Source organism: Microbacterium sp. 10L49 (genome assembly GCF_056395125.1).
Genome location: NZ_JBFTIW010000001.1, coordinates 866,023 through 888,086, shown reverse-complemented (window position 1 = coordinate 888,086; position 22,064 = coordinate 866,023). Strand labels below are relative to the sequence as shown.

Annotated in this window: 18 protein-coding genes, 1 pseudogene and 1 riboswitch; of the genes and pseudogenes, 11 read left to right on the top strand and 8 right to left on the bottom strand. The window is 70.2% G+C overall.

What is annotated here, in order from left to right; genetic code table 11:
- Positions 1 to 14 precede the first annotated feature (14 nt).
- A complete protein-coding gene (locus tag AC1DCT_RS04220; protein ID WP_441976023.1) occupies positions 15 to 1,739 on the bottom strand; it encodes an ABC transporter substrate-binding protein in 1,725 nt (574 codons plus the stop codon).
- A 73-nt stretch (positions 1,740 to 1,812) separates the two neighbouring features.
- Positions 1,813 to 2,820 (bottom strand): ABC transporter permease, encoded by a 1,008-nt coding sequence (locus AC1DCT_RS04215; protein WP_440732144.1) that lies wholly within the window; start codon positions 2,818 to 2,820, stop codon positions 1,813 to 1,815.
- A 172-nt stretch (positions 2,821 to 2,992) separates the two neighbouring features.
- Here AC1DCT_RS04215 and AC1DCT_RS04210 point away from each other — a divergent pair, with 172 nt between their 5' ends.
- Both AC1DCT_RS04210 and AC1DCT_RS04205 read left to right on the top strand, forming a co-directional pair.
- A complete protein-coding gene (locus tag AC1DCT_RS04210; protein WP_441976024.1) occupies positions 2,993 to 4,480 on the top strand; it encodes a chlorohydrolase family protein in 1,488 nt (495 codons plus the stop codon).
- The gene (locus AC1DCT_RS04205; RefSeq protein ID WP_440732142.1) at positions 4,464 to 5,129 is read left to right on the top strand and encodes a GntR family transcriptional regulator; all 666 of its coding nucleotides are present in this window, start codon (positions 4,464 to 4,466) and stop codon (positions 5,127 to 5,129) included. Before AC1DCT_RS04210 ends, AC1DCT_RS04205 begins: the two co-directional genes overlap by 17 nt.
- 55 nt (positions 5,130 to 5,184) lie before the next feature.
- Here the strand turns inward: AC1DCT_RS04205 and AC1DCT_RS04200 are convergent, their stop codons facing one another.
- Positions 5,185 to 6,189 carry an isopenicillin N synthase family dioxygenase gene (locus AC1DCT_RS04200; RefSeq protein ID WP_441976026.1) on the bottom strand — a complete coding sequence of 335 codons (1,005 nt, stop codon included), beginning with the start codon at positions 6,187 to 6,189 and terminating at the stop codon, positions 5,185 to 5,187.
- 162 nt (positions 6,190 to 6,351) lie between these two features.
- On the opposite strand from AC1DCT_RS04200, the gene efeU reads away from it, so the two are divergent.
- The 6 genes from efeU to AC1DCT_RS04170 all read left to right on the top strand — a co-directional run bounded on the left by efeU (position 6,352) and on the right by AC1DCT_RS04170 (position 13,351).
- Positions 6,352 to 7,344 (top strand): iron uptake transporter permease EfeU, encoded by a 993-nt coding sequence (gene efeU, locus AC1DCT_RS04195; RefSeq protein WP_441976027.1) that lies wholly within the window; start codon positions 6,352 to 6,354, stop codon positions 7,342 to 7,344.
- Complete coding sequence (gene efeO / locus AC1DCT_RS04190; protein ID WP_477427650.1) at positions 7,341 to 8,573, top strand: iron uptake system protein EfeO; 1,233 nt, start codon at positions 7,341 to 7,343, stop codon at positions 8,571 to 8,573. Before efeU ends, efeO begins: the two co-directional genes overlap by 4 nt.
- 1 nt (position 8,574) lies before the next feature.
- Entirely contained in the window at positions 8,575 to 9,888 is a 1,314-nt protein-coding gene (efeB, locus tag AC1DCT_RS04185) for an iron uptake transporter deferrochelatase/peroxidase subunit (protein WP_477427648.1), read from the top strand.
- 184 nt (positions 9,889 to 10,072) lie between these two features.
- Positions 10,073 to 11,287, top strand: a complete 1,215-nt coding sequence (locus AC1DCT_RS04180; protein ID WP_477230846.1) for an LLM class flavin-dependent oxidoreductase — start codon at positions 10,073 to 10,075, stop codon at positions 11,285 to 11,287.
- Position 11,288: 1 nt separating this feature from the next.
- Entirely contained in the window at positions 11,289 to 11,933 is a 645-nt protein-coding gene (locus tag AC1DCT_RS04175) for an FMN reductase (protein WP_477427646.1), read from the top strand.
- A gap of 65 nt (positions 11,934 to 11,998) precedes the next feature.
- Positions 11,999 to 13,351 carry an FAD-binding oxidoreductase gene (locus AC1DCT_RS04170; protein ID WP_477427644.1) on the top strand — a complete coding sequence of 451 codons (1,353 nt, stop codon included), beginning with the start codon at positions 11,999 to 12,001 and terminating at the stop codon, positions 13,349 to 13,351.
- A gap of 117 nt (positions 13,352 to 13,468) precedes the next feature.
- Here AC1DCT_RS04170 and AC1DCT_RS04165 read toward each other — a convergent pair.
- From AC1DCT_RS04165 to AC1DCT_RS04155, 3 genes and pseudogenes are all read right to left on the bottom strand, one after another.
- Positions 13,469 to 13,909 (bottom strand): annotated as a pseudogene (locus AC1DCT_RS04165) (6,7-dimethyl-8-ribityllumazine synthase); the annotation flags it as partial.
- A gap of 7 nt (positions 13,910 to 13,916) precedes the next feature.
- A riboswitch (FMN riboswitch) is annotated at positions 13,917 to 14,061 on the bottom strand.
- Positions 14,062 to 14,180: 119 nt separating this feature from the next.
- Positions 14,181 to 14,873, bottom strand: coding sequence for a response regulator (locus AC1DCT_RS04160; protein WP_477427643.1), 693 nt, complete (start codon positions 14,871 to 14,873; stop codon positions 14,181 to 14,183).
- Complete coding sequence (locus AC1DCT_RS04155) at positions 14,870 to 16,165, bottom strand: ATP-binding protein (RefSeq protein ID WP_477427641.1); 1,296 nt, start codon at positions 16,163 to 16,165, stop codon at positions 14,870 to 14,872. The genes AC1DCT_RS04160 and AC1DCT_RS04155 overlap by 4 nt, the downstream gene beginning before the upstream one ends.
- Positions 16,166 to 16,345: 180 nt before the next feature.
- Between AC1DCT_RS04155 and AC1DCT_RS04150 the strand changes: the two genes are divergently transcribed.
- Positions 16,346 to 17,794 carry a cation:dicarboxylate symporter family transporter gene (locus tag AC1DCT_RS04150; protein ID WP_440732133.1) on the top strand — a complete coding sequence of 483 codons (1,449 nt, stop codon included), beginning with the start codon at positions 16,346 to 16,348 and terminating at the stop codon, positions 17,792 to 17,794.
- Between the two features lie 110 nt (positions 17,795 to 17,904).
- Positions 17,905 to 18,390, top strand: coding sequence for an SRPBCC family protein (locus AC1DCT_RS04145; RefSeq protein ID WP_441976033.1), 486 nt, complete (start codon positions 17,905 to 17,907; stop codon positions 18,388 to 18,390).
- Between the two features lie 10 nt (positions 18,391 to 18,400).
- Here AC1DCT_RS04145 and AC1DCT_RS04140 read toward each other — a convergent pair whose 3' ends face one another.
- Together AC1DCT_RS04140 and AC1DCT_RS04135 are read right to left on the bottom strand one after the other, a co-directional pair.
- The gene (locus tag AC1DCT_RS04140; RefSeq protein ID WP_477427639.1) at positions 18,401 to 19,588 is read right to left on the bottom strand and encodes an aggregation-promoting factor C-terminal-like domain-containing protein; all 1,188 of its coding nucleotides are present in this window, start codon (positions 19,586 to 19,588) and stop codon (positions 18,401 to 18,403) included.
- A gap of 110 nt (positions 19,589 to 19,698) precedes the next feature.
- Positions 19,699 to 19,869: a DUF5302 domain-containing protein gene (locus tag AC1DCT_RS04135; RefSeq protein ID WP_440732130.1), complete on the bottom strand. Its 171-nt coding sequence runs from the start codon at positions 19,867 to 19,869 to the stop codon at positions 19,699 to 19,701.
- 185 nt (positions 19,870 to 20,054) lie between these two features.
- On the opposite strand from AC1DCT_RS04135, the gene AC1DCT_RS04130 reads away from it, so the two are divergent.
- Positions 20,055 to 21,980, top strand: a complete 1,926-nt coding sequence (locus AC1DCT_RS04130; protein WP_477427638.1) for a glycosyltransferase — start codon at positions 20,055 to 20,057, stop codon at positions 21,978 to 21,980.
- The last annotated feature ends 84 nt before the right edge of the window (positions 21,981 to 22,064 follow it).

The following is a 22,064-nucleotide window of genomic DNA, read 5'->3' as shown; positions in this document are numbered from 1 at the left end:
GGAGTGCGGAGGCGTCAGTTCTTGACGCCGACGGTGGACAGGTCGATGCTTCCGAAGAAGTAGCCGACCTGGGCGTTCTGGATCTTGGATCCGACGACGCTCGAGGTGTACGTGCGGAACAGCGGCACGATCGGGTACGTCTCCATGGCCTTGTTGTAGAGCTCGGTCCACTGGGTGTTGAGCTCCTCGGACGAGCCGTTGGTGTCGCGCAGCTTGTACATCTCGCCGGAGACCGTGGGGTCGAAGTAGCGCGAGATGTTGCTGAACCCGTAAGTCGTGCCGTCGAGGCTCGGACCGAGGTTCGGATCCACCGTCGTGCGGGTCGAGCCGGAGGCGGCGCCGCCGCACCAGCCGGCGCGGGCGATGTCGGGCATCTGGTCGCCGGCGAGCGTGGTGTAGTAGTTCGGCGCGGGGATCGCGACCATCTGCAGGTCGATGCCGAGCTCCTTGAAGTTCTGCTGCAACACCGTGCCGAGGTTCTTGAACCGCTCGGTGGCGTTCGAGTAGCCGTAGGTGAGCGTCGTGGGAACGGTCTTGCCCTGCAGCAGCTTCTTGGCCTCGTCCAGCTTCGGCTTGCCGGCCGGGTCGAGGTCGATCGTCGGCTTGATCCAGCCCACCTGGGCGTCGTTCAGGTAGGAGTTGGTGAGCTTGCCGAAGCGCGGCCCGCCGTACTGCACCTGGATCGACGCGCGGTCGATCGCGAGCGCCAGGGCGTGGCGCACGTCGGGGTCCGTGATCGTGGTGGTGTTGAAGTTCAGCACGTCGGTGCAGCCGAGCAGGCCCCCCGCGGTGCGCGGCTTGATCGTCTGGTCGCTGAGGCGCGCGGCATCGGAGGCCTGCAGGGCGCCATTCGAGTCGAGCGTGATCGCGGTCGGGTCGGAGTCGCTCAGCAGCTGCTGGCTGATCGTCGCCTGGGCGGTCGACAGCGAGAAGGAGAACGAGTCGGGCAGCGCGGTGCGGTTCTCATCCGTCTTCGCGTCCCAGTTCGGGTTGCGCACGAGCTTGAGCTCGCGACCGCGGTCGTAGCTCGAGATCATGTACGGCCCCGAGGAGATCGGGTGGTTGGTGTAGTCGAGCTTGGTGTCCTTCGCCTGCGGCACCGGAGCGCTGTTGGAGCGCGAGGCGAGGGCAGGGAAGTCGGGGTACGGCTGCTTCAGGTGGAAGATGATCGTCTTCGCGTCCGGAGTCTCGATCGCGGCGAGGTCGCCACCGGAGTACGGGCCCTTGTAGGTGTCGGCGTCGAGCACGGCGTTGAGCTCCTGCGGAGCCTGCGTGTAGACGTCGCGGGCGAAGGTGCGCTCGATGCCGTACTTGATGTCGGCGGACGTGATCGGGGATCCGTCCTCGTACTTGACGCCGTCCTTGAGTGTGTAGGTCCACGTGAGGCCGTCGGAGGAGGCCTTGCCGAGGTCGGTGGCGAGGTCGGGCACGACCTTCGGCGGCTGGCCGGCGGTCTCCTTCGCCATGGTCAGGGTGCGGTAGTAGAGCTGACCGACGTTGGCGGTCTGCACGTAGTTGCTGTTGCCAGGGTCGAGGGTCTGGAAATCGCTGGACATCAGCACGTTGACGTTGCCGCCCTTGGTGCTGAAGCCCTCGTTCACGACATGCGGGGCGTAGGGGTTGTTCGCGGTCGCGCCGCCGGTGGCGGTGCCGCCGGAGGCGGATCCGGCCGAACAGCCCGTCACGGCGAGCGCGACGGCCACGACGGAGGCGGCGAACAGGGGACGGCTGTGTCTCATGGTTCTTCTCTTCTTGGGTGGATGGACAGGGAAGTGCGTGGGGTGCGGGCGATCCCGGCAGACACGGTCGCGCTCAGCTGCGCGATGCCTTGGGATCGAGGGCGTCGCGGACCGCGTCGCCGAGCAGGTTGAAGGCGAGGACGGTGATCACGAGCGCGGTGCCGGGAACGATCAGGAACCAGGGGTCGACGAGGTACCAGTTACCCGACTGGGCTGCGTTGAGCATCTGGCCCCAGGACGGTGTCGGATCCTTGACGCCGACGCCGAGGAAGGAGAGCGCGGCCTCGGCCGAGATGTTGGTCGGGATCATCATCGTCGCGTACACGAGCACGACGCCGGACACGTTCGGGATCACCTGTGTGAACAGGATGGTGCGCTTGGAGGCGCCGTAGGATCGCGCGGCCTCGATGTACTCCTGCTCGCGGATGCTGAGCACCTGCCCGCGCACGACGCGAGCGAGATACGCCCAGCCGAAGAAGCCGAGGATGATCACCAGCGAGGCGATCGGCACGAAGCTGCCCTGGCCGAGGGCGGTGCCGCGCAGCCGGGACTGCAGGATCGGGGTGAGCGAGAGCACCAGAAGCAGGTGCGGGAACGCGAGGAAGAGGTCGATCAGGCGGCTGATGACCATGTCCACCTTGCCGCCGAAGAAGCCGGCGGCGGCACCCATGATGGTGCCCAGGACGACGGAGACCAGCGTGGCCAGCAGCGCGATGGTGAGGGAGACCTGCGCGCCATACGCGAGGCGGGCGAAGAGGTCGCGGCCGAGACCCGGCTCCACGCCGAGCCAGTGCTCAGCCGAGGGGTACATGAACTGCGGCAGCGGCAGACCCGGGGTGTTGAAGTTGTCCAGCGTCTCCGGGCCGGTGTGCGTCGTGAACGGACTCTGTCCTTCGATCGCCGTGAGCAGCGGGGCCAGGAGCGCGAACAGCACGATCGCGATGACCACGCCGAATGATGCCAGCGCGATCCGGCTGCGGCGGATCCGCAACCAGGCGGTGCCCAGCAGGGAGCGGCCGGTCGCGATCTTCGGGGTGGTGAGGGCCTCGGTGGTCGGGACCGTCGTCAGCGTTTCCGTCACGATCTTCCTTGATGGTCGGGAAAGGGGGTCTTCGGAATTGTATACCAAGATGGACGAATTTGTATACCAACGATCGCGAGTGCTCCGCCAACGGGCGACATGAGTTGTCTCCAGGAGAGCGAGTCGATAGGTTTTGGATACCAATTGCCCCGTTTCGAGGAAAGCAGAACTCGTGCGCACCCTGATCACCGCCGATCATGTCCTGGCCTTCGACGGCACCTCGCACACGGCGCTCCGCGACGGCGCCGTGCTGGTGGACGACGACCGCATCGCCTTCGTGGGGTCGCGGGACGAGGCGCCGCGGGATGCCGAACGCACGTTGGAGCTCGGTGAGAGCCTGCTGATGCCGGGGCTGATCGACCTGGACGCGCTCACCGACATCGATCACCTCATCCTCGACTCCTGGTCGACGCCCGAGCACGCCCGTCGCCTGCAGTGGTCCGACGACTGGTTCGCACGTCGACAGCACGTGTTCAGCACCGCCCAGCGCCGGCGCATCAGGCAGATCGCGCTCGTGCAGCTCGCCCTGCACGGCATCACGAGCTACATGCCGATCGCCTCCGAGGTGCACTCCGCATGGGCGGAGAACGCAGATGACTTCCTCGCCATGGCGGATTTCTCTCGCACGCTCGGTTTGCGGGGCTTCCTCGGCCCCTCCTACCGCTCCGGGGTCAACGTGGTGCAGGACGGGCGGCGCGCGATCCTCTTCGACGAGACAGAGGGCGCGGCAGGGCTCGCCGACGCGATCCGATTCCATGACACGGTGCGATCCTGGGCGGATCCTCTTCTCACGCCGGTCTTCCTGCCCTGCCGCATCGAGACGCTGACGCCCGAGCTGCTGTCGGCGACCGCGGATGCGGCCAGGGAGCGCGGCGCCCTGGTGCGCCTGCATGCCCTCCAGGGCGATTTCGAGCGCGACTGGATCCTCGAGCAGCACGGATGCACGCCGCTCGAGCTGATCCGCCGCCAGGGACTGCTCGACGACCGCCTGATCATCCCGCACGGCGTCTTCCTCGACGTCAACCCCCGGGTGTGGGGCGAGGACCGCGGAGATCTCGCGACCCTCGTCGAGGCGGGGGTCTCGATCGTGCACTGCCCGCTCACCAATGCGCGCTATGGATCCGAGCTGGAGACGTTCGGCCGCTACAAGGAGGCCGGACTGAACATCTCGCTCGGCACGGACTCGTTCCCGCCCGATCTGATCCGCGGCATCGACACCGGCGTCTCCGTCGCGAAGGTGCAGAACCGCTCGCTTGCTGCCGGCGACCTGGCCGGTTATGTGGAGGCGGCGACGCTCGGCGGCGCGCGCGCGCTGCACCGGCCCGATCTCGGCCGCATCGCCGAAGGCGCCGCCGCCGACCTCACCGCGTTCCGGCTCGCCGACGTGCGCTTCGGTCCGATCGAGGACCCGCTGCGCAACCTCGTGCTGGCCGGGAGCGCTCGAGACGCGTGCCTTACGATGGTCGCGGGCAAGGTCGTGATGCGCGACGGCGCGATCGACGGGATCGATCTGGAAGCCGTCCGCGAGGACTCTCAGGTCCTGTTCGACATCATGCGCGCCGGCTACGACGAGCGCGACCACCTGGGTGGCGGCGGGCTGTTCCCGCCGGTGTTCCCGCTTGCGGGAGAGAAGAGGGCGGCTGATGGAGACCGGTCCTGAGTCGGAGGGCACCGCCCTCGCGCTCGCCGACCGCGTCTACCGCGATCTGCTCCGCGCGATCATCGACGGCGGGGTCGCGCCCGGTGCCTGGCTGAAGGAGCGCGAGCTCTCCGAGCGTTTCCAGGTGTCCCGTATCCCGGTGCGCCAGGCGCTGCAGCGGTTGGAAGCCGAGGGGTTCGTGATGACCTCGAGGCACCGCGGAGCCAACGTGACGCCGCTCACCCGCGCCGACATCCATGACCTGTTCGACACACGGCTCTGCTTCGAGCCGTTCGCCGCGCAGCGCGCCGCGGAGCGCGTGCACGCCGGGGTCGAGAGCATCGACCGGCTCCGAGCGCTGCACGAGGAGGCATCGGTCGGCGACGCGGCGGCGGCTCGCGCGGCGAGCCTCGAGTTCCATTCCGAGATCGTCCGGCTCAGCGGTAGTCGGCTGCTGCTGCGCAGCCTGGGTCCGCTCGTCGGCAGGATGGAGTGGGTGTTCCGGCTCACCCGCGAGGCGAGGGACAGCGAGCAGACGGACGAGCACGTCGAGCTCGTCGATTCGATCGCACACGGTCGCGGGCCCCTCGCGGCGGCGCAGATGTACGCGCACATCGAGATGAGCCGCGAGCCCGTCCTCGCGCAGCTGGACGGCGTGCTGGAGAACTGAGCGAGGGGCGTCGGGCCTGTGCGGTGCCGGCGCACCGCTGGGTCGTCGGCTGCGCTCAGGCGGGCGCTCCCACCAGATCCGCGTGGTGGATCGCCGCCACGTCCGGATGTGCACGCAGGCGCGACTTCAACGCGTTCTCGCCGTAGAGGGCGTGGATCGGGTTGGACGGATCCTTGGTGACGCCTCGCGCCTGCGTGGCCAGCTCCGCCGGCAGATCGATCAGCGGCAGGCGCGCATCGAGTGCCGGGTTGAAGAAGAACGGGATCGAGATCCGCTCGTCCGGAGCCTGCGGCGACACCACCCGATGGTTGGTCGCCTTGAGGTAGCCGTCGGTCGCGTACTCGAGCAGCTCGCCGATGTTGACCACGAACGCTCCGTCGACCGGGGGAGCGTCGACCCAGGAGCCGTCGCGCTCGACCTGCAGACCTCCCTTGCCCGGCTCGACCCAGAGCAGCGTCAGCACACCCGAGTCCTTGTGGGCGCCGACACCCTGCTGGGGCTCGGGCTCGTGGGTGCCCGGGTAGCGGACGATCTTGATCAGCGTCGACGGATCCCCGAAGTTCTGCTCGAAGTACGTCTCCTCCGCGCCGAGCGCGAGCGCCCACGCCCGCAGCAGCTTGCGGGCCACGCCGGAGAGATGCTCATGCCATTCCGCGACGACCTCGCGCAGCTCGGGCTGGGCCTCAGGCCACAGGTTCGGCCCGATCAGGCGGTTGTAGCCGGGGCCGCCGTCGACGGCCTCGCGCTCCGGCCCGATGTCGATCTGCTCGCGCCAGTCCACGGCGCCCTGCGTGCGCTCGCCGCCGATCCTCGTGTACCCGCGGAAGTGCGGGCTCTTCACGTTCTCGATCGCGAGTTTTTCATCCTCCGGCAACGCGAAGAAGTCCTTCGCGGCCTGGTGCAGGCGACGTTCGAGCTCGGGGGTGACGCCCGTACCGGTCAGGTAGAAGAAGCCCACGTCGTGGGTCGCCGCGCGCAGGTCGTCACGGAATGCTGCGGCGGCCTCGGGACCCGCGTCGAGTCGGGACAGGTCAAGGATCGGGAGGTTCAGATCGGCCATGAGGCGAGGCTAGGACGGGCGCGGCGGGCGCTGGGCGATTGTTGCCGAGGATTACCGGGACGGATTTGTCACGGTCTCGTGTCTGGAGACCGGAGAAGCGGATGCTAGAGTTTTTGAGGTAAGGCATCCCTTACTTCATGACTCTCCAGGAAACCGCCCCTCGTGCTCGCCACCTTCCTCATCGGCCTTCGTGAAGGCCTTGAAGCCGCGCTCGTCGTCGGCATCCTCGTCGCCTATCTGAAGCGCCTCGATCGCAAGGACGTGCTGCCGAGGATGTGGGCCGGTGTCGGGGCCGCGATCCTGCTCGCCCTCGTCATCGGCGCCGTGCTGACCTTCGGCGCCTACGCGCTGACGTTCCAGGGCCAGGAGATCATCGGCGGCACGCTGTCGCTGGTCACGGTCGGAATGGTCACGTGGATGATCTTCTGGATGCGCAAGGCGGGTCGCACCATGAAGGCCACGCTGCAGGGCGGCGTGGACCGCGCGCTCGAGGCGGGCACCGTGTGGGCGCTGGTGCTGGTCGGCTTCGTCTCCGTGGCTCGCGAGGGCGTGGAGACCACGTTGCTGCTGTGGTCCATGGTGCAGTCCTTCGGCGACGCCCCGTCGGCGATCCTCGGCGCAGTTCTCGGGCTCGTGGTCGCGATGCTCGCCGGCTGGCTGCTCGCCCGCGGCGCCGTGCGGCTCGACCTCGCTCGCTTCTTCACCTGGACCGGCGGCCTCCTGGTCATCATCGCGGCCGGCGTGCTCGCCTACGCGCTCAGCGACCTGCAGGAGGCCGGCATCGTGCCCGGCCCGTTCACCGCGGCCGCGCCGCTCGACGCGGCCGGCGCGGTGCTCGTCGGCTGGGCGGGTGTGCCGTTCGGCTGGGCGTTCGACGTCACCGCCGCGATCCGCCCCGACAGCGCCCTCGCCGTGCTGCTGCAGGCCACGGTCGGCTTCATGCCGCGGATGAGCTGGCTCCAGGTCATCGCCTGGGTGCTGTACATCGCGATCGTCGGCACGCTGTTCGTGCGCGGGCTGCGCCGCACGGCGCCGGGCACGACCCGCTCCTCCTCCACGCCTGCCGTCGTCTCCGCCACGCCCGTCAAGACCGAGTCGGCGGCCACCCGTGCCGCAGCCACGACCGTCTCGCCCACTCCTGAAGGAGCCTCATGACCATCGCCCGCCGACCGATCGCCGTCCTCGGCGCCGTCGCCGCCCTCGGCCTCGCCCTCACCGGGTGCGTCGCCAAGTCCGACGTCGCCGCGAGCGGACGCCTGACCGTCGCGTCCACGGCGGACGCGTGCAGCGTCTCGGCCGGCACTGCGACCAGCGGAACGCTCGCCTTCGACGTGAGCAACAAGGGCGATGAGGTGACCGAGTTCTATCTGCTGGCCCATGACGGCGTGCGGATCGTCGGCGAGGTCGAGAACGTGGCGCCGGGCGCCTCGCGCACTCTCACCGTCGTCGCTCAGCCGGGCGAGTACTTCACGGTGTGCAAGCCGGGGATGATCGGTGCCGGTGTCGGCAAGACCGCGTTCTCCGTCAGCGGCGAGAAGGTCGCGGAGACCGGCGGCGACGCCGCGCAGAAGCAGAAGGCGCTCACGCAGTACGCCTCGTACGTGAAGGATCAGGTCGACCAGTTCCTGCCAGCAGCGAAGACCTTCGCCGACGCGTACCGTGGCGGTGACGACGCGGCAGCGAAGGCCCAGTTCTCGACCGTGCGCGCCTACTACGAGCGCATCGAGCCCATCGCGGAGCAGCTGGGCACGCTCGACCCGCGCCTGGACTTCCGCGAGCTCGACGCCAAGGCCGAGGGCATCGACTGGACCGGCTTCCACCGCATCGAGAAGGACCTGTGGGCTCCGGCCGCGGGCGCGATGAACTCTGACGGCACCACCCCGGCGAGCCTTGACTGGGCGCCCTCGACGCCTGCCGAGCGCGCGACCTTCGCCGACAAGCTCCTCGCCGACCTGCAGGAGCTCTACGACCACGTCCACTCCGACGCCTTCGTGAAGGACCTCGAGTCCAAGGGCATCGCCGGCATCTCCAACGGCGCGATCTCGCTCCTTGACGAGGTCGCCAACGGCAAGATCACGGGCGAGGAGGACTGGTGGTCCGGCACGGACCTCTCCGACTTCGCCGCGAACGTCGAGGGATCCAAGATGGCCTTCTCCGTCGTGCGCGAGTTCGCCGAGAGCAAGGGCTCCGAGGGCAAGAAGCTCGTGGAGCAGATCGATCGCGGATTCTCCGCGCTGGAGGCCGAACTCGCGGTGCACGGCTCGCTGAAGGACGGCTTCGCGGCGTACTCGACGGTCACCGAGACCCAGAAGCGCGACCTCACCGACCTGCTGAACGCGCTCGCCGAGCCGCTCTCCAAGCTCACCAGCACGATCCTCGGCTGACATGACGGTCCCTGAGTCCTCGGAAGGATCCGCTCGCCCCGCCGACGCGGTGCCGGAAGGGTCGTCGACCACCGACGCGCGCACCGGCATCAGCCGCCGCGGGCTGATCGGCTGGGCGCTCGGCAGCGGCGTCGCCGGCATCGCCGTCGGTGCCGGCGGTGCGGCGGCTGTCGCCGCGACTGGGGTGCTCGGCGGATCCGCTCCCGTCGACGAGTACGCGTTCGAGGGGGCTCACCAGGCCGGGATCACCACCCGCGTGCAGGAGCATCTGCACTTCGCGAGCTTCGACATGATGCCGCGTGCGAGCAGCGACGATCTCATCTCACTGCTGCAGGACTGGAGCTACGCCGCGTCCCGGCTGGCGAAGGGTCTCGATGTCAGCGCCTCGGGTGCCGTCGGGGGCTCCCCGGAGGCGCCGCCGGACGACACCGGCGAGGCGCAGGGGCTCACGGCGGCGGGCCTCACGATCACTTTCGGGCTCGGGCCGTCCCTCTTCCTCGCGGAGGGGGACAGGTTCGGCATCGCCGATCGGCGTCCGTCCGTGCTCGCCGATCTGCCGGCGTTCGTCGGCGACGCCCTCGATGCCGGCTATACGGGTGGTGACCTCTGCATCCAGGCCTGTGCCGACGATCCTCAGGTCGCGGTGCACGCCGTGCGCAACCTCAGCCGGATCGCGTTCGGCCGCGCCAGGCTGCGCTGGTCGCAGCTCGGCTTCGGTCGCACGTCGCGCACCGCCGCGGACCAGCAGACCCCGCGCAACCTCTTCGGATACAAAGACGGCACCGCGAACATCCTCGCCGACGACACCGAGGCTCTCGCCGAGCACGTCTGGGTATCGGAGACGGACGAGCCCGCCTGGATGGCCGGAGGCTCGTATCTCGTCGCACGCAAGATCGCGATGCTCATCGAGACCTGGGACCGTCTGCGCTTGGCCGAGCAGGACCGCACCATCGGCCGGGCGAAGGGCAGCGGTGCGCCGCTGTCGGGTGGAGGCGAGTTCGCCGAGCCGTCGTTCCATGGCGGTCGCATCGACGAGCATTCCCATGTGCGACTCGCGCACCCCACGGTCAACGACGGCATCCGCATCCTGCGCCGCGGCTACAACTACGTCGACGGCAACAACGAGCTGGGCCGTCTCGATGCCGGCCTGTTCTTCCTCTCCTACCAGCGCTCGCCGGAGCAGTTCGTCGCCCTCCAGAAGAGGCTGTCGACCGACCTCATGAGCGAGTACATCAAGCACATCGGATCCGGCATCTGGGCGATCCCGGCCGGGGCGCACAAGGGCTCGTACGTCGGGTCCGAGCTGTTCGCCTGACCTGCGCGCTGTTCGTACGGAGCGCTCGTCCTGCACCGGGCGGGCGCTCCTGCGTTCGCAGCCGCCCTGGCCGATCTCGTGGATCCCGGGAATACTTCTCGCAGGCGGGTGTTTCACCAGATATATTCAAGTGAATAGAAATCTGAAGGAGAGCGCAGTGAGCGAGTCGAGCACCTGGTCGGGCATGCAGTTCGGCCTCATGTCGGTCAGCGACATCACCCGGAACCCGGTGACGGGCGAGACGCCGAGCGAGCGTGAGCGGATCCAGAACACGCTCACGATCGCCAAGCACGCGGAAGAGGTCGGCCTCGACGTCTTCGCGATCGGCGAGCACCACAACCCGCCGTTCTGGTCGTCGAGCCCGACGACCTTCCTCGCGGCGCTCGCCGCGCAGACCGAGCGTCTCATCGTCTCGACCTCCACGACGCTCATCACGACGAACGACCCGGTGAAGATCGCCGAGGACTACGCGATGCTGCAGCACGTCTCCGGCGGTCGTATGGACCTCATGATGGGCCGCGGCAACACCGGCCCGGTCTACCCCTGGTTCGGCAAGGACATCCGTCAGGGCCTGCCGCTCGCGATCGAGAACTACGCCCTGCTGCACGAGCTGTGGACCAAGGACGTCGTGGACTGGGAGGGCAAGTTCCGCACCTCGCTGCAGGGCTTCACCTCCACCCCGCGCCCGCTCGACGGCGTCGCGCCGTTCGTCTGGCACGGCTCCATCCGCACGCCGGAGATCGCCGAGCAGGCCGCCTACTACGGCGACGGCTTCTTCGCGAACAACATCTTCTGGCCCAAGGAGCACTACCAGCGCCTCATCGAGCTGTACCGCCAGCGCTACGCGCATTACGGTCACGGCACGCCGGAGCAGGCGATCGTCGGCCTCGGCGGACAGGTGTTCATGCGGGCGAATTCGCAGGACGCGGTGGACGAGTTCCGTCCCTACTTCGACAACGCGCCGGTGTACGGCCACGGCCCGTCGATGGAGGACTTCACCGAGATGACGCCGCTCACGGTCGGCTCTCCGCAGCAGGTCATCGACCGCTATGCCGCGATGCGCGAGCACTACGGCGACTACCAGCGCCAGCTCTTCCTCATGGACCACGCGGGGCTCCCGCTCAAGGTCGTGCTCGAGCAGCTCGACATCCTGGGCGGCGAGGTCGTGCCGGTGCTCCGCAAGGAGCTCGCGCAGAACCGCCCCGCCACCGTGCCGGACGCTCCGACCCACGCCGCCCGGGTCAAGGCCGTGTACGGCGACGGGCCGTCGCGCGAGGCGCGCCCCGGCGCGAACCGCGGTGACAACCTGACCGCCGGCTCGCCCTACCAGGACGGCGGCGCGGTTCCGGCCGCCGCCGGCTCCTCCTTCGGCGCAGCGGCCACGAAGGGGGCGAACTGAGATGGGCGCGCGTCGCATCGCGGTGATCTCCGCGGGGCTCAGCAACCCGTCCTCCACGCGGATGCTCGCCGACCGCCTCGCGGCGGAGACCGCGCACCGGCTCACCGAGCTCGGCTCCGAGGTCAGCGTCGACGTGATCGAGCTGCGCGATCTCGCGCACGACATCACGAACAACCTGCTCACGGGGTTCGCGCCGCCGGCGCTGGACTCGGCGATCAACACGGTGATCTCGGCCGACGGCGTGATCGCCGTGACGCCGATCTTCTCGACGAGTTACTCCGGTCTGTTCAAGTCGTTCATCGACGTGCTGGATCCGGATGCGCTCACCGGCAAGCCCGTCCTGATCGGCGCGAACGCGGGCACGGCACGGCACTCGCTCGCGATCGACTACGCGATCCGTCCGCTGTTCACCTACCTGCACGCCGAGCCGGTGCCCACCGGGGTGTTCGCGGCGTCGAGCGACTGGGGTGCGAAGGCCGACGAGATCGCGCCGCTCAGCACGCGCGTCGAGCGCGGGGCGCGCGAGCTCGCCGAGGCGATGGCCCGCCGGGAGCCGGCGGCCGACAAGGATCCGTTCGACCCGGGCAACTACCTCGGCGAAGGCCGCTCCTTCGGTCATCTGCTCGGAGGCCTCGCGGGGGAGTAGCCGCTCCAGCGCATCGGGGCATGACGCCGCCGACGAATGTCCGTGGGACATCGTACGGTGGCGTCATGCCCCTTCTCACTGCGTTCGACGCCCTTCTCAGCGAGCTCGACGGCTCCCTCCTGCGCGCCGGAGACGATGGATTCGATGCGGCTCGCCGTCCATGGAACCTCTCGATAGACCAGCTTCCGGCCGCGGTGGCGACGCCTGCGGGTCTCGACGATCTGCGCAGGATCCTCGCCGCCGCGCACGAGGCCGGAACGCCGATCGCCGTGCAACCCAGCGGACATGGCGCCTCCGGCGACCTTGCCGGCGCGGTGATCGTCCGGACGGCGGCGTTCGACCGGCTCGACATCGACCTCGCGGCCGGCGTCGTGGTGGTCGGCAGCGGCGTGCGCTGGGGTGCGGTGGTGGACGCCCTGGAAGGCACCGGCTGGGCGGCCCCCGCGGGCACGAGTCCCGTCGTCTCGGTCGCCGGGTACACGCTCGGCGGCGGACACTCCTGGTTCAGCCGCACCGCCGGACTCGGCTCCGACAACCTGCGCGCGGCGTGGGTGCTGCGACCCGACGGTACGCACGAGCGCATCGACGACGACAGCGACCGCGAGGCCATGTGGGCGCTCCGCGGCGCCGGCGGCGTGGTCGGCATCGTGACCGCGCTCGAGATCGACCTCGTTCGTGCTCCGGAGCAGTGGGGCGCCTCTCTGACGTTCGATGCGGCGGACTCCGCTGCCGTGATCCGCGCCGTGCGGGACCTCGCCGCGTCCGCGCCGGCGACGCTCAACGTGTTCACGAACTCGATGCGGATGCCGGATGCGCCGATGCTGCCCGAGGAGATCCGCGGAAAGAGCTTCGTGACGGTGCAGGCCCTGTCCTCCCATGGTGCGGCAGACGCGTTCCTGGAGGGCGTGCGCCGGGCCGGCGCCGTCCAGCGCGAGACCTCAGGCCCCACCTCGCCCGCCGGGCTCGCGGCGGCATCGGGTGAGCCGACGGATCCGACCGCGGGCCGGGGCGCCTCCCTCGCCCTCGACCGGCTCGACGATGCCACGATCGACGCGCTGGTGCAGTTCCGCCAGGCGCCCGAGCAGTCGCCGATCGTCGGGATCGATCTGCGCATGCTGGGGGGCGCCCTCGACGCACCACGGCGGTCCGGCTTCGCCTCCCTGGCCTCGGCGTCATGGCTTCTGCATGCGCTCGTGCCGAACTTCCCGGGCGCGCCGGCCGAGCCCGGCGACGCGAGCATCGCGGGCCTCCTCGAACTGCTCGCCCCGGTCGCGGCCGACCGGACGGTGCCGACCTTCCTCACGCCCGGTCAGACGCTCGAGCGGTGCGCCACGGCGGCCGACCTCGATCGGCTCCGGGCGATCCGAGCGAGCGCGGATCCTGACGGCGTGCTGCACGAGGGACGCCTGCCGCGCTGAGGCCCACTGTGCAGCGCAGAGATCAGCTGTGCCGCGCCCCGGCGGCGTCGGCCACGGCCGGGGCCTCGGCGCGCACGCCGACCCGCGTCGGGCCCCGGTGCGGGCGTCGAGCGGTCGTCAGTCGATCGCGGCGAGGCTCTGCACCGTGGCCGAGACGGCCTCGGCGAGCTCACGGCCCTTCACGGAGAAGTGGCGGCGGAAGTAGTCCTGGTGCTCATCGTGCTCATGGAAATGGTGCGGCGTGAGCACAGCGGAGAACACCGGGACGTCCGTTTCCAGTTGCACGCGCATGAGGGCGTCGACGACGGATCCGGCGACGAAATCGTGCCGGTAGATCCCGCCGTCCACGACGAGAGCGCTCGCGGCGATGCCCTGGTAGCGTCCTGTGCGCGCGAGACGCTTCGCGTGCAGGGGGATCTCGAACGCGCCGGGGACCCGGAACACGTCGACCTCGTCGAAGCCGAGCTCCGCGAGACATTCGACGAATGCGGAGACCGTCTGCTCGACGATCTCGGCGTGCCACTGCGCGGCGACGATGGCGATTCTGGGCATGGTGGACTGCTCCTTCTGTCCTCTCTCATCCGGACTGTGACCGTCGGCTCCGGAATCGCACCGGATCGGCGGTCCCCGCCATGGGGACCGTTCGCGGGCTCGCGCGGACATGCCGCGACACCGCCGGTGGGGACTTGCACCCCGCCCTGAGGACACGACGACGCTATCACCGTGGGACGCGCCACCAGGACACCCGCATCTCCGCGGCAGGACCTGGCGGCCGGGACCTGGCCGGCCGCGGGCGCGGCTCGAATGCCGAGCGGCGATCCACCGGGCCTCAGCGCGGCGCGGTGGCGTCCCCGGTCAGGCGGTACGCCGTCTCGGGCCGGCCCGGCGTGCCGTAGCGCGGGGCGCGGATCGCGACGTGCTGCGCGACGAGGTGCTCCAGGTATCGGCGCGCAGTGACCCTGGAGACGCCGACGAGAGGCGCGGCCTCGCCGGCCGAGAGGTCGCCGTGCGCGCGCAGCACTGCGGTGACGGCGTGCAGCGTCTCGGCGGCGAGCCCCTTCGGCAGGGCGATCGTGCCGGTCGCCGGACCTCCGATGAGGGCGTCGATCTCCTCCTGGCTGGCGGCGCCGGCGAGACCGGCCGCGCGTTCGTGACGATCGCGGAACTGCTGCAGACGCTCGCGGAAGACCGCGAACGGGAAGGGCTTGAGCAGGTACTGCGCCACACCGAGCGCCGACATCCGCCGCACAGCCTCGACATCACGCACGCTGGTCACCGCGATCACCTCGATCGCACTGCCGGCACCGCGGATGCGGCGCAGCACGTCGATGCCCGATCCATCCGGCATCGTGAGATCCAGCAGGACCAGGTCGATCCGCCCCGCGTCCGCGGAGAGGGCGTTGAGCGCCGCCCGCACGCCGGTGCACTCTCCGACGACCTCGAACCCATCGAGCCGGGCGATGTAGGCCGCGTGGAGCTCGAGTGTGAGCGGGTCGTCGTCGACGAGCAGCACTCCGATCATGCGGTTCTCCCTTCACGCCCGATGCCGGGCAGCGTCACACGGAATGCCGTGGGCTCGGTGGAGAGCTCGACGCTTCCGCCCGCGGCCGTCACGATGTCCCGGACGAGCGCGAGCCCCACTCCGCGCCCCGAGCGGTCGCTGGGCTTGGTGGAGAAGCCGTGCTCGAAGATCCGCTCCCGGAGCTCGACCGGGATGCCGGGGCCTCCGTCCGAGACGGTGATCGCGACGGCTCCGCCGTCGGCGGCGGCCACGTCGACACGCACCCAGCGGTCGGCGCCGGACTCCGCCTGAGACGCGGCGTCGAGGGCGTTGTCGATGAGATTGCCGACGAGGGCGACCGCGTCGACGGGGGTCAGATCCGCGCGCGGCGCCGCCGGATCCACGTGCACGTGCCAGCGCACGCCGCGCTCCTTCGCCTGCGAGGCCTTGCCCAGCAGGAGTGCGCCGAGCGTCGGATCCCCATCCCGCAGCGTCATCTGATCGATCACGGACTGGCTCTGCGCGGAGGTTTCCGACAGCAGGGCGATCGCCTCCTCGCGTCGGTCGAGTTCCAGGAGCGACAACGCCGTGTGCAGGCGGTTGCCGTGCTCGTGCGTCTGTGCGCGCAGCGCCTCGCCGAGTGTGCGCACCGACTCGTAGCCGGCCACCGCCTCCCGCACGTCGCGGGCGTCGAGATCGCCGGTGATGCGCCGTGTCGCGAGCCGCGCGAACACGGCGCCCAGCGCGCCGAGCGCGACGACGGCCAGGGTGAGGAGCAGGATCACCGGCAGGCGTCGCAGCAGGGCGCCGCCCAGCGACTCCACGGTCACCCCTGCCGACACCCAGCCGACGACCGTCCCTGCGGCGTCGCGGACGGGAGCGATGGTGCGCACGGACGGGCCGAGGGTTCCCGTGTACTGCTCGGTGAGGGCGCGGTCGTCGCGGGGGATCGTGCCGATGTAGTGCCCGCCGACCTGCGCCGGATCCGGGTGCGTGAGCCGCACGCCGTGTCCGTCCATGACGGTGATGAAGTCCAGCCCCGCGCCCGTGCGCACGGACTCGACGTAGCTGCGCAGGTCCGCCTCCGCGGCGGAACGGTCCGTCGCGGTCACGGCCGTTTCGATCTCCGGGGCGACGGAGAGCGCCCGCGCGATCGCGGCCGTGACGTGCTCGGCCTCCTGCCGTGCCGAGGTCTGCGCCTCCCAGGTGAGGAACGCGCCGATCGCCACGCCGATCAGCAGCACGGATCCGATCAGCAGCGCGAACACGCGCGAAGCCGCACTGCGCACGCCGCCGCGTCTTGTCGTCGCCATCGCCGATCCGGACCTCCTCAGACAGTATGCGCGAGTCGCGGCGCGCAGTGCGGCCTGCTCAGATTTCGCCCCGGTTTCAATACGAACAGAACTCGCCGCCGGGCGTCGTCGCTGCGCACCATGGTCGACACGGCCCGCCCGACGTGGTGCGGGCGTCCTGTTCACTCAGCGGAGGCGATGATGGCTCTCACCGAAGGTTTCAGACTCCCGCGGCACGACTGGCGCCGCGGCAAGAACTCCTGGGACAAGCACACCTGGCTCTACTTGTCCGTACTCGTGGCGGTCGGCCTCGGAATAGCGGTGGGACTCCTGTTCCCGCAGTTCGCACAGGGCCTCGAGCCCATCGGCAAGGGGTTCGTGAGCCTCATCAAGATGATGATCGCGCCGATCATCTTCTGCACGATCGTGATCGGCGTCGGATCGATCGCCAAGGCGGCGACGGTCGGCAAGATCGGCGGACTCGCGCTGATCTACTTCATGGTCATGTCGACCTTCGCCCTCGCGATCGGCCTGATCGTCGGCAACATCATCCACCCGGGTGAGGGTCTGCACATGGCCGGCGCGACCTACGAGGCGGCCACGACCGAGGCCAAGACGACGCAGGACTTCATCCTCGGCATCATCCCCGCCACGTTCTTCGGCGCCTTCACCGGCGAGAGCGTGCTGCAGGTGCTCTTCATCGCGCTCCTCGTCGGTTTCGCGCTGCAGGGGCTCGGAGATCGAGGCGCGCCCATCATGGGAGCGATCAAGCACCTGCAGACGCTCGTGTTCCGCGTGCTCGGAATGATCCTGTGGCTCGCCCCCCTCGGTGCGTTCGGCGCGATCGCGGCAGTGGTCGGCAAGACCGGCGTCGCGGCGATCTGGAGCCTCGGGATCCTCCTCGGCGCGTTCTACCTGACCTGCATCGTGTTCATCGTCGTGGTGCTCGGCGGGATCCTGAAGCTCGTCGCCGGGGTGAACATCTTCCAGCTGATGAAGTACCTCGGGCGTGAGTACCTGCTGATCGTCGGGACGTCCTCGTCGGAATCGGCACTGCCTCGGCTGATCGCGAAGATGGAGCATCTGGGTGTGGCCAAGCCCGTGGTGGGCATCACCGTGCCGACCGGCTACTCCTTCAACCTCGACGGCACCGCGATCTACCTGACCATGGCGTCACTGTTCATCGCGACCGGTCTGGGGCAGCCGATGTCCATCCCGGAGCAGATCGGCCTGCTCGTGTTCATGATCATCGCGAGCAAGGGCGCGGCCGGCGTCACCGGCGCCGGACTCGCGACCCTCGCCGGTGGCCTGCAGGCCTACCGTCCCGATCTCGTGAACGGGGTCGGAGTGATCGTGGGGATCGACCGTTTCATGTCTGAAGGGCGCGCGCTGACCAACTTCACGGGGAACGCCGTCGCCACGATCCTCATCGGCACCTGGACGAAGCAGATCGATGCGGAGCAGGTGCGTCAGGTGCTCTCCGGCGCACGGCCGTTCGACGAGTCGCTGCTGGACGGCGTGGGGCACGACGGGCAGCCGGCCGTGCAGGACGGAGCCGAGCCTGTCAGCACCGAGACGCTCGGGCACGCGGCGGTCGAGGAGATGGCCGCGAAGCAGCAGCGGGCGCGGGCCCGCGCCGAGCGCGGCTGACCCGAATCGCCGGGATCGAGCCGGGGCAGGGAGCGCAGACGACGGCTCCCCGCTTCGGCTCGTCGGCTGTCGCAGCCTCTCGCCGCGACCAGGGGCGATAGCGTCGGAGCATGCCCGTCGTTCAGGCCGCCGTCGTCGTCCCCATCCCGCCCGTGCTCGCGTACGCGGTTTCGCAGACCACAGGAGAGGTGCGGCGCCGCTGGGATGGCTTCATCCGGGCGCAGCACTTTCTTGATGGCGCGACGACGCCGGCCAAGGGCGTGCGCACGTTCACCCGGCAGCGATTCGGGCTGTCGATGATCACCCACTACGTCTCGTACGCGCCGCCGACGAACGTCGGGATGGTGATGGAGAAGGGCCCGTGGTTCTTCCGCACGCTCGGTGCGGGGTGGCGCTTCGAACCCGTAGACGGAGGCACGCGCGCGGTCTGGAAATACAACTTCACCTGCCGCCCGACCTGGCTCGCACCGGTCGCGGAGCGGATCGGGACCGTCGTTCTCGGGTATGAGGTCCGCCGCAGGATCGCCGGCTTCGCGCGCGGCTGTGCGGATCCGGTCGTGCTCGAAGCCGCGGGTGCAACGCTCGCCGAGACCTGAACCAGGCCGGTCAGTACCAGTTGTTCGACACCTCGTGCGCCCAGGCTCCGCAGGGGGATCCGTAGCGGTCCTGGATGTAGCTGAGGCCCCAGTCGATCTGGGTGTTCCCGTTGGTGCGCCAGTCCGCCCCCGCCGCCGCGAGCTTGTCAGCCGGGAGAGCCTGCGGGATCCCGTAGGCCCCGCTGTCCGGGTTCAGGGCATCCGCCCGCCAGCTCGACTCCTGCATCCACAGCCGGTACAGGCACGGGAACTGATCCTGGCCCCAGCCGTAATTGCCGAGCTGCTCGGCGGCATACGCCTGGGCTCCGGCCGGATCGACATCGACGCCACCGCTGCCCAGATCGCCGCCGCCCCCGCCCCCGCCGCCGCTGCCGCCGCTGTCGGATCCGCTGTTCGCCGCGGCCTCCCGCTCCTGCTCGGCGACCTGCTGGCCGATCCGATAGCGTCGCTCCACGTCGGCCGTGGTGTTCTTCAGGGCGGCCAGCTGCGAGTACAACGTGGTGACGTGGCCCTGCAGATCGGCGACGGCGGCGGCTTCCGCGTCGGCGGCGGCTTTCGCCTTCTGCGCCGCGTCCTCGGCAGAGGTCGCGAGGGCGTCCCTGGCCGCGCGGGCGACCTGCGCCTGATCCTGCAGCGACGTGGCGACGCCCTGCACGGCGATCGCGCGTTCGCCGAGCTTCGCCCAGGTCGCGTCGAGCTGCTGCAGTGCGCCGAGGCGCGTGAGCAGCTCGTCCGGATCCGCCGAGGTGAAGAGCCGCACGGTGAGGGGCGACGCGGTCTCGGCACGCGCGCGGGCGGCGATCAGCGAACCGACTTGCTCGTGCGTCTGCTGCACGGTCTGCTCGGCTGCCGCGGCCTGCACGCCCAGCTCGTCCGCCCGGTGCGCGGCAGCGTCCGCGTCGGCACGAGCCGCGTCCGCCGCCTGGGCCGCCTTCATCGCCGCGGTCGAGGCGTCGGCGGCCTTCTGCTGAGCGGTCGCGAGGGCGTCGTTGATGCGGGTGATCTGATCTTGCGTGGCCTGTTCGTTTCCCTGGGCGTTCTGCACGTCCTGCCACGAGGGGTAGTCGTCGGCATATGCCGGTGCGGCCACCGCGAGCGGCACCGTCAGCAGCACGCCGGCCACGAGCGCCAGGAGCGGGCGCGAGGCGCGTGCTCTGCGCCCGGGCGCAGGTGCGGCGGCGCCGGAGGGAAGGATCACCCTTCGACGCTAACCCCGCTCGCTGTGGATTCCCACCCCTGCCGGTGGATGCGCGGACGACGAAGGGCGCCGACGATCCCTCGTCGGCGCCCTTCGCGGTGGATACAGGATCAGCCGCTCTTGCGGCGGAACTCGCGCCTGGTCTGCGCCCCGTGCGCGGCGTGCACGGCGGAGTCGCCGTTCAGGTGCGCCTCGCCCTGATGCTGCTGGGCGTTCTTCTTTTCGAGCGCCTCCTTGAATTTGCGCTTCATGTCCGCGGCGGCGGTGTCGTCGGTACTCATGGCGCCAGCCTAGCGCCGGGGGCATCCCGTAGTCCTGGAAGAACGAAGCGGGACGGGCAGGGGGCGCCCCGGCAGACACGCGGTGACCGATCGCGGTGCATCCGGTGAACACTCCGTGATCGCACCGGTTTCCGGCGCTGCGGGGCGGAAACGGGCGGGATCCTGAGCGCGTGAGAGCAGCGATCGTGACCGAGTCCTTCCTCCCGCACATGAACGGCGTGACCGGATCCGTTCTGCAGATCCTCCGCCACCTCGAGCGCCACGGGCACGAGGCCCGGGTGTACGCCCCCGCTGCGGAGGGCATGCCGCGCATGATCGGGCACGCCAGGGTCGAGCCCATCCCGTCCGTGGCGCTGCCGGGCTACCGCACCGTGCGCGTCGGCACCTCCAGCGCGCATCGGCTGTCCGTGTCGCTGGCCCGCTTCGCGCCCGACGTGGTGCACCTCGCCTCGCCGTTCGCCCTCGGCTGGCGCGGGGCGCTCGCCGCGGAGCGGATCGGGGTGCCCGCGGTCGCGGCGTACCAGACCGATGTCGCCGCGTACGCCGCGCGTTACGGGGTCTCGCTCACGACGGCGCTCGCCGAGGCCCACATCGCGAGGTTGCACCGGCGCGCCACCCTCACCCTCGCCCCGTCGTCCGAATCGGAGGATCAGCTCGCCCGGCTCGGAGTCGATCGGGTGCGTCGCTGGGGCCGCGGCGTGGATGCGGAGCGCTTCCGCCCGGAGCGGCGAGACGGGGCATGGGAGCACCGTGCCGGCGTGGAGGCCGTGGTTGGCTACGTGGGCAGGCTGGCGCCGGAGAAGCAGGTCGAGGACCTGCAGGTCCTCGCGGATCTGCCGGGAATCCGGCTCGTGATCGTCGGAGACGGACCCTCCCGAGCGCGGCTCGAGACGCTGCTCCCGCACGCGGTGTTCCTCGGCCACCTCAGCGGCCCGGAGCTCGCTGAGGCGATGGCGTCGTTCGACGTCTTCGTGCACCCGGGCGAGAGCGAGACGTTCGGGCAGACCCTGCAGGAGGCGCATGCGAGCGGGATCCCCGTGGTCGCGACCGGCCGGGGCGGCCCGCTGGACCTGGTGCGCCAGGGCATCGACGGCTGGCTGTACCGCCCGGGCGACCTGCAGGATCTGCGCGATCGGGTGCGGGATCTCGCCGGCGACGCGCGTAAGCGGCAGGCGTTCGGCAGGGCCGGCCGGGATGCGGTGGAGGGCCGCAGCTGGAGCGCGGTGTGTGATCAGCTCCTCGGCCACTTCGTCGAGGCGCAGGAGCTGCACCGTGCGGACGCGGGCCTGCGGGCGCCCCGGGCTGTGCGGCCGGAGCCCACGCCAGCGGGGGAGCGCAAGCACTGGCGCCGCTATGTCGCGCTCGGCGACTCGCTCACCGAGGGCCTGTGCGACCCCGGGCCCGACGGCGCGCTGCGCGGCTGGGCGGACCGTCTCGCCCTGCTGCTGGCCGCCCGTGAGCCGTTGGACTACGCGAACCTCGCCATCCGCTCCAAGCGGGTCGAGGACGTGTGCGGAACCCAGCTGCATCGCGCCCTGCAGCTGCGCCCCGACCTCGTGTCGATCCTGGTCGGGGCGAACGACCTCGTGAAGCAGCGGGTCGCGATACCGCTCCTCGCCGCACGCCTCGAGGACACGGTGCGACAGCTGCGCGAGACCGGCGCCGACGTGCTCCTCGTCACGGCGTTCCTGCCCGGAAACCCGGCGGCACACATCTATGCCCGTCGGTTCTCCGCCTGGGCCACGGCGCTGGCCGGCATCGCCCGCCGTCAGGGCGCGATCCTGCTCGACACGGATCTGCACCCGCAGCTCGCCGAGCGGCCGAACTGGGGGGAGGACCTCGTGCACCTCTCCAGTCGCGGGCACCGGTTCCTCGCGTATCGCGCGGGCGTCGCGCTCGGCGTGGCGCTGGCCGACGAACTCGGCGCGCTCGATGAGGCGCTGCACGCGACCGAGCGCACCGGTGCCGGAGTGTGGTGGCGCCGGCACGCGCTGCCGTGGGTCTGGCGCCGGCTGCACGGGCGCGCCGCGGGTGACGGACGCAGCGCCAAGCACCACGACTACGTCCGCCTCGGTCGGGAGCGCGGGGTGCGCGAGCCCAGCGAGGTCTGACGGCGCAGTCTCAGGCGCGCCGCGCTGATAGGATCGAACAGGATGCCTCTGTGCGCATCCGTCCATGCTCGCGCTCCACACGGG